General features: G+C 69.0%; 10 protein-coding genes. 6 read left to right on the forward strand and 4 right to left on the reverse strand.

Going from position 1 to position 11394, the window contains the following annotated elements; all coding sequences use genetic code 11:
* Positions 1-4: 4 nt before the first annotated feature.
* The 4 genes from ddaH to ACFYTE_RS30685 are packed head-to-tail and all read right to left on the reverse strand — an operon-like array spanning position 5 to position 5179.
* Positions 5-862 (reverse strand): dimethylargininase, encoded by an 858-nt coding sequence (gene ddaH / locus ACFYTE_RS30670; protein WP_388717427.1) that lies wholly within the window; start codon positions 860-862, stop codon positions 5-7.
* Between the two features lie 35 nt (positions 863-897).
* Entirely contained in the window at positions 898-1659 is a 762-nt protein-coding gene (locus ACFYTE_RS30675; RefSeq protein WP_388717430.1) for a thioesterase II family protein, read from the reverse strand.
* A gap of 12 nt (positions 1660-1671) precedes the next feature.
* Positions 1672-3963, reverse strand: a complete 2292-nt coding sequence (locus tag ACFYTE_RS30680) for a prolyl oligopeptidase family serine peptidase (RefSeq protein ID WP_388717433.1) — start codon at positions 3961-3963, stop codon at positions 1672-1674.
* Between the two features lie 25 nt (positions 3964-3988).
* Positions 3989-5179: a cytochrome P450 gene (locus tag ACFYTE_RS30685; RefSeq protein WP_388717436.1), complete on the reverse strand. Its 1191-nt coding sequence runs from the start codon at positions 5177-5179 to the stop codon at positions 3989-3991.
* A gap of 343 nt (positions 5180-5522) precedes the next feature.
* Between ACFYTE_RS30685 and ACFYTE_RS30690 the strand changes: the two genes are divergently transcribed.
* The 6 genes from ACFYTE_RS30690 to ACFYTE_RS30715 all read left to right on the forward strand — a co-directional run bounded on the left by ACFYTE_RS30690 (position 5523) and on the right by ACFYTE_RS30715 (position 11261).
* A complete protein-coding gene (locus ACFYTE_RS30690; protein ID WP_388717439.1) occupies positions 5523-6050 on the forward strand; it encodes a toxin-antitoxin system HicB family antitoxin in 528 nt (175 codons plus the stop codon).
* 33 nt (positions 6051-6083) lie between these two features.
* On the forward strand, positions 6084-7103 hold the full coding sequence (locus tag ACFYTE_RS30695) for a DUF4097 domain-containing protein (protein WP_388717442.1): 1020 nt from the start codon (positions 6084-6086) through the stop codon (positions 7101-7103).
* 170 nt (positions 7104-7273) lie between these two features.
* The gene (locus ACFYTE_RS30700) at positions 7274-8236 is read left to right on the forward strand and encodes an ATP-binding cassette domain-containing protein (protein ID WP_388717445.1); all 963 of its coding nucleotides are present in this window, start codon (positions 7274-7276) and stop codon (positions 8234-8236) included.
* The gene (locus tag ACFYTE_RS30705; protein WP_388717448.1) at positions 8233-9024 is read left to right on the forward strand and encodes an ABC transporter permease; all 792 of its coding nucleotides are present in this window, start codon (positions 8233-8235) and stop codon (positions 9022-9024) included. Before ACFYTE_RS30700 ends, ACFYTE_RS30705 begins: the two co-directional genes overlap by 4 nt.
* A gap of 98 nt (positions 9025-9122) precedes the next feature.
* Entirely contained in the window at positions 9123-10382 is a 1260-nt protein-coding gene (locus ACFYTE_RS30710) for a cytochrome P450 (RefSeq protein WP_388717451.1), read from the forward strand.
* Between the two features lie 129 nt (positions 10383-10511).
* Positions 10512-11261, forward strand: a complete 750-nt coding sequence (locus ACFYTE_RS30715) for a DUF4097 domain-containing protein (RefSeq protein WP_388717454.1) — start codon at positions 10512-10514, stop codon at positions 11259-11261.
* The last annotated feature ends 133 nt before the right edge of the window (positions 11262-11394 follow it).

The following is an 11394-nucleotide window of genomic DNA, read 5'->3' on the forward strand; positions in this document are numbered from 1 at the left end:
CTCCTCACTCCGCGGGGCGAGGGGCCGTCCGCAGTTCCAGCGTGCAGCACTTCACCCCGCCGCCCGCCTTCAACAGCTCGGCCAGCTCCACTCCGACCGGCTCGAACCCGCGCTCGCGCAGTTGTCCGGCGAGTCTCTCGGCGGTCCGGGCGAGAACGACATGGCGCCCGTCGGACAGGGCGTTGAGTCCGAAGGCGAGGGCGTCCTGTTCGGTGGCGAGGATCGCGTCCGGGAACCGGTCGGCGAGCAGTTCCCTGCTCTCTGCGCTGAAGGCGCCCGGGTAGTACATGATCTCGTCGTCGTCCAGGGCGGCGAGAGCGGTGTCCAGGTGGTAGAAGCGCGGGTCGACCAGGGTCAGCCCGAGCACCGGCCGGGCGAGGAACTCCTCGGCCTCCGCCCAGGCCGCGGGCTCGCTGCGGAAGCCGGAGCCGGCCAGCAGCACTCCGCCGGCCGGCAGAAAGTCCCCCTCGCCCTCGTTGAACCGGCGTGCCTGCACGACCTCGGTCCAGCCGCGCTCACGGAACCACTGCGTGTACGCGGCCGATTCCGCCGTCCGCTGCGGATGCCGGAAGCGGGCGACGAGCGCTCTGCCGTCCACCACGACGGCCCCGTTCGCGGCGAAGACCATGTCGGGCAGGCCTGGACGCGGCGGTATGAGTTCGACGGTGTGGCCGAGCGCCACCAGCACGTCGTGCAGTCGTTTCCACTGCGCGAGACCGGTCGCCGTGTTCGTCGGCGCGCCCGGGTCCATCCACGGGTTGATCGAGTAGCTGACCGTGAAGTGCGTGGGCCGGCACATCAGATACCGGCGGGGCCGCATGATGCGGGCACGCTTCTCATGCCTGCCGGACGCCGTTCGCAACACTGTTTCTCCCCCTCTTCGCGGTGGCGGTGCGCTCACGCAGCCGGCAGTCGCTCGGCGATCGAGCCGACCAGCGCGGGTTCGTCGTCGGCCAGATAGAAATGTCCGCCGGGGAACGAGAGGGCTTCGAACCCTCCGCCCGTCAGCTCCCCCCACAGGGTCAGGCCGGCGTGGTCGACGTCCGGGTCTTCGGTGCCTCCCGCCGCCAGCACCCGCGTGTGCAGCACGGACGGGTCGCTCGGCTGGTAGCGCTCGAACAGCCGGTAGTCGTCGCGGATCATCGGCAGCAGCACCTCGACCAGGTCGGGACTGGCCAACAGGTCCGCGAAGGATTCGTTGTCCCGGGCGACCTCGGCGGCGAACTCCCCGTCGCCGAGCTTGTGCATCTCGCTGGGCGTCTTGCGGTGGGGCGCGATCACGCCGGAGACCACCAGGAGATCGACGACGGGTCCTTTCCGGCGTTCCAGCACTGCGGCGACCTCGTAGGCGACGTAGGCGCCCATGCTGTGGCCGAAGATCACCAAGGGGTCGGCGGTGAACGGTTCCAGGGCCGAGGCGATCTCGTCCGCCATGTCTTCGATGGTCTCCGCCGGGGGCTCACCGTAACGGTCCTGCCGTCCGGGGTACTGCACCGAGTAGACACCGAGGTCCAAGGGCAGGTGGGCGGGCCAGGTCCGGTAGGTGTGGGCGGTGCCGCCGGCGTGCGGCAGACAGATCAGCCGACGGCGGGCGCGCAGTCCCGGGTCGTTGCACGGCCTGAGCCAGAGTGCGTCCGCGGTCGCTTTCCTGACGTGCATCGATCGTCCCCCTCAGCCGAACAGGTCGGCGATCGCTTCCTCGTCCAGCGGAGCGGGTGCAAGCCGGTAGCCCGTTGGCGGCTCGGCGCCCATCAGATGGCGGACCAGGAAGTCCCACCGGCGCCGGTCGAGGTAGTGGTGGTAGCCGACGAAAGCATGGTCCGATCCGGGCACGACGAGCAGTTCGAAGTCCTTGTCCGCCGCGATGAGACGTTCCACAAGTCGCATCGTCAGATGGGGCGAGAAACTGTCGTCGAGTCCCCCGTGCACCAGGAGCAGCTTGCCCCTGAGCCGGTCCGCGCGGTCGACGTTGGACGCCTCGGCGTACGCCTCCGGATCGAACGGACCGTTGTACATCTCGGCGACACCCTGCTCGGCGTAGCGCAGGTCGTGCACCCCGCACTCCGCGACTCCCGCCTTGAACACCTCGGGATGGTCCAGCATCGCCCGGACAGCGGCGAACCCTCCGGAGGACATCCCGAACACCCCGACCCGGTCGAGGTCCATCCAGGGGCGACTGCCGGCCAGTTCGCGAAGCGCCACCACATGGTCGGCGAGTCCCGCCGCGTCGCCGACCCGGCCGTACGAGGCGTCGTGGAATTCCTTGTCGCGTCCCGGGGAGCCGCGTCCGTCGATGCCGACGACGACGAATCCGAGCGCCGCGAGCGCCTCCGCGTCGAAACCGTAGTAGCCGGGGTCGAAGGTGGGCACCACCCGGGTCGCGCTCGGGAAGCCGTAGGGGTGGTCGAGGACGGGATACCGCTTCGCCGGATCGAATCCGTGCGGTCGGTAGAGGACTCCGTGGATCTCGGTGTGCCCGTCGGCCGCCGTGGCACGGAATCGTTCCGGCGGGGTCCATCCGGCCGCGCGCAGTCGCGAGTCGTCGGCGCGGCTCACTTCGACGAGCACGGCGCCGTCCCAGCCGCGCACGCTGATCACCGGCGCCAGCGCATTGGTCGATGCCGAGTCGATGAAGTACCCGGCGCCCGGCGGCACGGTGACGACATGGTCCAGTTCGTCGTCGGTGACCCTGCCGAAGCCCGAGCCGTCCAGCCCCGCCCGGCACACCGTGCGGCGGTAGGGGTCCTCCTCGACGAGGCCCGACGCCACGAAGTAGACCACCCGCCGGTCCTCGTCGACGTGCAGGATCTCCTGCACCGCCCAGGGCCCCCGCGTCACCCGCGCCCGCAGCTCGCCGTCCTGCGTTCCATACAGGTAGAGGTGCCCCCAGTTGTCGCGCTGGGAGTACCACAGCACCTCTGTCCCGTCGGACAGGACCTTCACGATCGGCGCCTGACCCAACAGCTGTGCGGGCTCGACGCGGGTGGAGCCCGATTCGGTCAGAACGGTGCGCACCTCTCCGGACGTCGGGTCGAGCCGGTGCAGGCTCAGCGTCGTCGCGTCCCGGGTCGAACTCAGGTAGTACACGGCCGTGCCGTCCTCGGCCCACCACGCCCAGCGCCGGGAGATCGGCGACATCAGCGGCATGGCGACCGCCTCCGCCTGTGCGGGTACCGCTTTCGCGGACTCGACGTCCAGGACCACGAGTTCCGCCAGCGGCATGTGCTCGTCACCGGGGAAGGCGAACCGCTGGGTGCGCAGCCTGGGCGCCCCTCCGTCGGCCGGCAGGGCCTCGATCAGATGGGTCTCCCGGACACCGCGCATGTCGGTCCGGTGCGTCAGCACGCGGCGGGAGTCGGGGGACCACAGCACCGCGGGCGGCAGATGCGGGATGCCGAGCTTGCCCAGGAGCGTGGAGTACATGAAGTAGTCCGGGTTGGCGCCGTAGTCGCGGTCCGCGCAACCGTCGTCGGTGAGCGCCCACTCCCGCCGGTCCGCGAGCGACCGGGCCCTCATGTTGAACTCCTGCCGGAACACCGCGTGCCGGCCGTCCGGGGCGACGACGTCGAGGAGTTCACGGGCCGGCGGGCCTTCGTGGACGGCGCAGGTGTAGTCGCCAAGACCGCACCTCCAGTGCTGCCCGAACGCGTCGAACTCGACCGCGTCACCGACCGGTTCGAAGGCCGCGAAGGGCAGCGCGGCCGCGTCGGTCTCCTGACCGGAGGCAGCCGCGAGCGCGGCGGCGAGCCGGACGTGGTCGAAGGCGGGCGCCAGGCTGCCGAGGGCCGGGTCCACGAGGAGGAACCGGAGTCCTTCCGGGGTGGCGGTCCGGAACCAGAAACGAGCGCCGCCTTCGATCCACCTCGGCCGGATCCTCGCGCCGGGGACGAGCTTCGCCCGGTTGTGCCGCAGCAGTTGCTCCGCCGTCCGGTAGGCACGCTCGTCCAGTGTGCGTGGGTTCATCGGGTTCTCCTCCAGGACGGCCGGATCAGCCGACGACGGGAAGCCTGGTCACGCCGTTGAGGTTGGGGTTCGTCATGAAGGCCGGCGGGTTGTCGGGGTCGCAGCGCAGCGAGGGGAACCGGTCGAACAGCGCGTTCATCGCGATGCGCCCCTCGCGCCGGGCCAGCGCCGCCCCGATGCAGAAGTGCACTCCTCGGCCGAAGGAGATGTGCGGATTGAGTTCCCGGGCGGGGTCGAAGGTGTGCGGATCGCTGAAGACCCGCTTGTCCCGGTTGGCGGTCGAAAGCCATACGGCGACCATCTGGTCCGGGCCGATCGTCACGCCGCCGACCTCGGCGGCAGCGGTCGTCACCCGCACCATGCACCCGATGGGGGTCAGGTAGCGCAGCGACTCCTCCAGCAGGGTCGGGACCATGGTCCGGTCCTGCCGGACGGCCCGGTCGGCGTCCGGGTGGGCGTCGAGGCACAGCACGGTGTTGCTGATGAGCAGCGTCGTCGTGACGTGTCCGGCGACGAGCATGACGTTGGCGAAGTTGGCCACCTCGTTCTCGGTCAGCCGCTGGCCGTCCACCTCCGCCCGGACGAGGGCGGTCAGCAGGTCCTCGCGCGGGCGGGAACGCCGGTCCTTGACATGTTCGCGCAGGTAGTCGGTGATGTGGCGCACCTGTTCCATGACGTCCGCCACCGCGTTGTCGACGCTTTCGTCGCGCTCCCCCAGCGAGAATTCCGTCGTCATGCTCATCATCCGGTCGACCCACCCGTTGAGCAGGTCGTGGTCGCTCGCGGGGATGCCGAGCAGTTCCGCGATCACCGTGACGGGCAGCGGGTAGGCGAAGTCGGCGATGAGGTCGAAGCCGTCCCGGTCGCTCACCCTGTCCAGCAGGTCTCGCACGATGGCGTGGACGCGGGGTTCGAGTTCGTCTATCGCCCGGGGGGTGAACGCGTGTGTGATGAGTTTGCGCAGCGCGGTGTGGCGCGGCGGGTCGAGCTGGGTGATGGAGCCTTCGTCGAACTCGCGCCGCTCCGGTATCAGACGCCCGGTGTCCGACGAGAAGATGTGCGGGCTGTTCGCCACATGCAGCGCATCGGCATGCCCGTACACATTCCAGATGCCGGTCGTCTCGTCCAGGACGACGCGCTCGGACGATCCGTTTTCGCCGTACATCCAGAAGTAACGCTGTCGGTCCAGATCCCATTTCTCGGCCAGCGTGGACATAGCGCTCCCGTCATACCGATCCGGCGGTACAGACCCTGGGTGTTTCCGATTTTCCGCACGCGTATTTATTGACGCAGGGATTAAGGCGGGTCCCGAGTCTTTCAGACGGGCGTTGCCCTGTCGACGGCCCGCCTGTGCGGCTGTCCTGTCACCAGGACGGGGACGGCGACGAGAAAAGGCAGCGGTATGTGCCGTGCTGTTCGTGGGCCCGGTGCGGTGTTCGGGGCGGGGCCGGAGCGGTGTACGGCGCGGGGGCCGGAGCGGTGTACGGCGCGGGGGCCGGTGCGGCGCGTCGCTTCGGGCTGGGCTTGCGATGGCGCCAGAAAGGCGCCACACTTACGCCATGGATCTCACACCCTACGTCGACGGCCTCCACCGCGAACTCCTGGCCTCCGCAGGGTCGAGCGACGACGAGGCCATGGCGCTGGCCGAGCGTCTGGCGTCGTCGGTCGCGTCGGCGACCCGACTCACCATGCTCGACGTGCTGTCGGCCGCGGCGGACGAGATCACCCGGGATCTGGTGCCCGGCTCGGTGGAGGTCCGGTTGCGCGGACGCAACCCGCACTTCGTGGTCACACCCCCCGGCTTGGACGAGTCGCCCGAGGAGGACTTCGAGGCGCCGGCCGCCCCCGCACCGAAGGACACCCCACCGCCCCCCAGCGGCGGCGAAGGCGCTGTAGGGCGCATCAACTTCCGCCCACCGGAGCAGCTGAAGGCCCGGATCGAGGCCGCCGCCGCCGAGGAGGGACTGTCGGTGAACGCCTGGCTGGTCCGGGTCGCCACGGCCGCACTGGATCCCGGTACGTCACAGCCCCGCTCAGGCCGCCGTGGCCCGGCACAGGCACGGCGCTTCGTCGGCTGGGTCGGTTGAGCCCCGTAGACCACCACGACAGGAGGGCTTCCGATGCCCGAGTTCCGCACACCCGAGCCCATCAGCGTCGAACTGAGCATGAGCAAGGGACGTCTGTCGGTCGTCGCCGGCGAACGCGACGACACCGTGGTGCGCGTCGCCCCCGTTGACGAGGCGGCCGCGGCCGACGTCAAGGCCGCGCAGCAGACCGAGGTCAGCTACCGGGCGGGCCGGCTCCTGGTCAAGGCGCCGGAACCGAACTGGCTGACCGGCATCGTCGGCGGGGGCGGCTCGATCGACATCACCATCGAACTGCCGGCGGGATCAAGCCTGCAGGGCGAGGTCTCGAAAGCCGACGTCAGGGCCGAGGGACGACTCGACGGCGTCCGGCTGGAAAGCGTGTCCGGGAGCACGCACCTGGAGCGCGTGGGCACCCTGCACATCGACACCGTGTTCGGGCACATCACCGTCGACGACGTGTCGGACTACGCGAACCTCAACGGAGTCTCCGGCAGGGTGCAGTTGCGCAAGGTGTCGGGCAGTGCCGTGATCAAGGGGGTGAACGGCGCTGTCCGGGTCGGCGAGAGCGGCCACGACCTGCACATCAGCACGGCCGGCGGCGACATCTTCGTGGATGACGCCGGGCCGGGCGTCACCGCCAAGACCGCAAGCGGCACCATTCGCCTCGGACGGGTGCGGCAGGGCGAGGCCGAACTGCTGACGGGGTCGGGGGAGATCGAGATCGGCGTCGGCGAGGGCTCCATGGCCTGGATCGACGCGCGCAGCACGACCGGCTCCGTACGCAACACCCTGCAGAGCCAGGACGGCCCTTCTCCTCAAGGGGACACCGTCAAGGTACTGGCCCGCTCGCGGCACGGTGACATCCTGATCCACCGGGCCAAGGCCCCGGGCTCGACCGCGGACTCGTCCGCCGCCCCTTCGTACGCGCGACCGCAAACTCGTCCGCCGCACCTTCGTATGCGCCAAGGATGCGCCGTTCCGCTTGATATGGCGCCATTAAGGCGCCATACTTACGCCATGGCCCAGGACCATGCCCTCCATGCGTCCTGGTGACGGGACATCCGCGCGCCCCGCTCGGTTGGTTCGGCAACCGGCCTCGCGCCGCGGTGGCTCCCGGTACGCAGCCACGCAACCACTGCCTCCTATGGAGCCGATACGCAGCTCCAGTCCGAGGCCGCATCCACGGCGGAATTCCCATTGCTCGAAAGGGAAGAGTTATGACAATGACTGGTCCACCCGCCATCAAGGCGACCGGTCTACGCAAGTCGTTCGGAGAGAAACTGGTCCTCGACGACATCGACTTCGAAGTCCCCTCCGGGCGCATCTGGTCGCTGCTCGGTCCGAACGGCGCGGGCAAGACGACGCTGGTGCAGATCCTGTCCACCCTCATCCGGCCGGACGCCGGAACCGTCCGGGTCGCCGGCCACGATCTCCTTGAGGACCCCGATGCGGTCCGCAGGGCGATCGGCGTCACGGGGCAGTTCGCCGCTGTCGACGAGATGCTCACCGGCGAGGAGAACCTCGTGCTGATGTGTCAGCTGTACCGTCTCTCCCGCGAGGAGACCCGGCGGCGCACCGACGAACTGCTTGAGCGGTTCGACCTGGCGGGTGACGACGCGAAGAAGCTCGCCGGCACCTACTCGGGCGGTATGCGGCGCAAGCTCGACCTCGCGATGACCCTGGTGGGCCGGCCCAGCATCATCTTCCTCGACGAGCCGACGACCGGCCTCGACCCGCGCAGCAGGCGGACGATGTGGTCGATCATCCGTGGCCTCGCTTCCGGCGGCGTCACGATCTTCCTCACCACCCAGTACCTGGAGGAGGCCGACGAACTGGCAGACAGCGTCGCGGTGCTCCACCAGGGCGGTTTCGTCGCGCAGGGCACTCCGGCCGAGCTCAAGCGCCTTGTGCCCGGCGGCCACATCCGGCTCACCTTCGACACCGCGGAGCAACTGTCCCTGGCCGCCCAGGCGTTGGACGCCCTGGACATCGACGAGGAATCGATGAGTCTGCGGGTGCCCAGCGAGGGCGACCTGCGGTCGATGCGGCAGGTGCTTGACCGGCTCGACCAGGCGTCGGTCACCGCGTCCAGTCTGTCGCTGCACAGTCCCGACCTCGACGATGTGTTCCTCACCCTCACCGGTCAGACCGAGGCCGTCGACGGACAGCAGGAGGCAGTCCGATGAGCACTCTCTCCTTCGCCCTCCAGGACTCGTCGACCATGCTGCGCCGCAATCTGCGGCACGCCATGCGCAACCCGTCGATGCTGCTCGGAACCGTGGTCATGCCCTCCGTGCTGCTGCTGCTGTTCGTCTTCGCCTTCGGCGGCACGATGGGCAACGGCCTCGGGGCCTCCGGGCTCGGCATGGAGTACGTCGACTACCTCGCCCCGGGCATCCTCCTGCTGGCGCTGACCGTGGGAGCGATGGCAACCTCGATCTCGGTCGCCGTCGACATGAACAAGGGGGTCATCAACCGGTTCCGGACCATGCCCATCTCCCGTGCCTCCGTGCTCACCGGGCATGTGCTGGGCAGCGTGATCCAGTCGATGATCAGCCTCGTCTTCGTCATCGCCATCGCACTCCTCGTGGGCTTCAGGCCCACGGCGGGCGTACTGGAGTGGCTCGGGGCCATCGGGCTGATGGCTCTCGTCAGTTTCGCGCTGACCTGGGTGGCCGTCGGATTCGGCCTCCTCGCGAAGAGCGTGGACTCGGCGAGCAACATGCCGATGATCCTTCAGATCCTCCCGTTCATGTCCAGCACGTTCGTGCCGGCCGAGTCGATGGCCTCCGGCCTGCGCTGGTTCTCCGAGAACGAACCGTTCACCCCCATCACCCAGACGCTGCGCGGTCTGCTGCTCGATCAGCCGATCGGCCACGACTGGATCACCGGGATCGCCTGGTGCCTCGTCATCGCGCTGGCCGGCTACCTGTGGTCCAGGAAGCTCTACCAGCGCGACCCGCGCCACACCTGACGTGGAAGACCACACCTGATGTGGAAGAACCGCTTCCGGGCGCCGCCGCGCCCGGGAGCGGCCAACGCCACTACCGTCTGCACAGCAGGAGGATTGCCATGTCCACCGAATCACCCGAGCTGCCTGACGTCCTTTCGGACGCGATGATGGCAGACCCCTACCGCGGCTCCGGACTGCTGCGCGAGCAGGCCCCCGTGGTGCGCGGCCGTTTGATGGGCGCCGTCTCGGTCTGGTACGTCACTCGCTACGAGGAGGTCCAGACGGTCCTCAGCGACCGCAGGTTCGTCAGCAACATCGCCTCGGTGACGGGCGATCAGGGCGACGACGCCAGGACACAGATGGCCGAGAAGCTCGGCGTGTCCGTCGAGGACTACCCCTACCTCGCCAACGGGCTCCTCGGCCAGGACGCACCAGCCCACTCCCGGCTGCGCAAACTCGTCACCCGCGCCTTCACCGTGCGTCGCGTCAACGACCTGCGCCCCCGACTCGAATCCGTCGCCGAAGCCCTCATCGACACATTCGACCGCTCCGGACAGCAGGTCGACCTGATCCCGGAGTACGCGTATCCGTTCTCGCTCACGGTCATCTGCGAGCTGATGGGCATTCCCGAGTCCGATCACGCCGCCTGGCACAAGTGGAGCAGCGGACTCGGGTCCCTGGAACCCGGCGTCATGCCGGCTGCGCTGCACGAGATGATCACGGGCGTCCGGGAGATCATCGAGCGGCGCCGCGACTCGCCCGCGGACGACCTGCTCACGACGCTGATCAGGAACCACGACGAGGACGGCGACCGGCTGAGCGTCGACGAGCTGATCACGTTCGTGATCACTCTGATGACCGCCGGACACGAGCCCTCGACCCATGCGCTCGGCAACAGCATCGCGGAGTTGCTGCTGCACCCCGACCAGCTCGCACGGCTCAAGCAGGATCCGGAGCTGTGGCGTACGGCCGTGGAGGAGCTGGTGCGCCGCTGCGGTCCGACGCAGGTGTCCGTGCCGCGGTACGCGGCGGTCGACGTCCAGCTCGGCGGTGCGCAGATCCACGCCGGGGACGTGGTGCAGCCCATGCTCACCGCGGCCAACTACGACCCGCGGCAGTTCACCGCGCCCGAGCGGTTCGATGTCGCGCGCAGTATGACGGGGCCCGGACACGGGCACCTCGGCTTCGGGCACGGCCCCCACTACTGCCTCGGCGCCTATCTGGCCAAACTCCAACTCGGCGTCGCGCTGCCGGCGTTGTTCGACCGGTTCCCCGAACTGTCGCTCGCGATCGCCCCCGAGAACCTCCCCTGGCAGAAGATGCCGGGCCTGCGACGGCTGACCGCGCTGCCGGTGGACCTCACCTCCGCCGACCGCTGACACGCGATGCCGCATCTCCCGAGGACCAATTCCATGTCTACCTTCTCGACTCCGAACGGAGTCTGCGTCACCGTCAATCTGCCCATCGGTGACCTCCTGGTCATCGCGAGCAACCGCTCGGACACCGTCGTGATCCCCCATGGCACGGACGATCCGTCGCAGGTCCGCGTCCGCTACGAAGACGGCCGGCTCGTCGTCGACGGCCCCCAGGCACGCAACGGCTGGACCAGCTGGCTGGGATTCGGGGAGTCGATCGAGGTGAGGATCGACGTGCCCGAAGGTGCCACAGTGAACGGCGTGGCACTGGAGGGCGGGCTGCGCGGCGTGGGCAGGCTGGGGGCCTGCACCTTCCGGACCGACTGCGGCGAGATCGTCCTGGACCGCACCGGTCCGCTGAACCTCACGACCGACAGCGGCGACATCTCCGTCCAACAGGTCACCGGCCGCGCCGAGGTGACCAGTGACTCCGGTGTCGTCCAGATCCGTCGGATCGACGGCAGCGCCGGCATCACCAGCGAGTACGGCGAGACCGAGATCGGCGAAGTCACGGGCGACCTCCGACTGCGCGGACGCGACGCCGATCTCCTCGTCGGCCGTGCACACGGCAGTGTCGATGTGTACAGCGATTCCGGTGACATTCGCGTCGCCGAAGCCGTCGGCGGCTCGGTCAGCGCCGCATCGGACTCCGGAAACATCGAGATCTGCATTCCCGAAGACGCCGATGCGGTGCTCGACCTCCGCGCGCCGAAGGGGAACATGCGCAATTCCCTCGGAGAGAGTCGCGCGGGCAGCTCGCCCGACAGGAGCATAGAGGTGCAGGCGCACACGCATTACGGGGATGTCAGCGTCAGTCGATTCAAGCCCAAACCGGTCCACTGATTCACGCCGGGTGAGAACACCTCGTCTCGCCGTCGTCCTGTCGACCGGACAGCGGTCACGGTGACGAGGTGACGGCGCCGGCCCGGCACGCCCGGAATTCAAAGCCGCGGGGAATTCCGGGCATGGACATCCG

This window comes from Streptomyces sp. NPDC004629 (assembly GCF_042873595.1).
GTDB lineage: Bacteria > Actinomycetota > Actinomycetes > Streptomycetales > Streptomycetaceae > Streptomyces.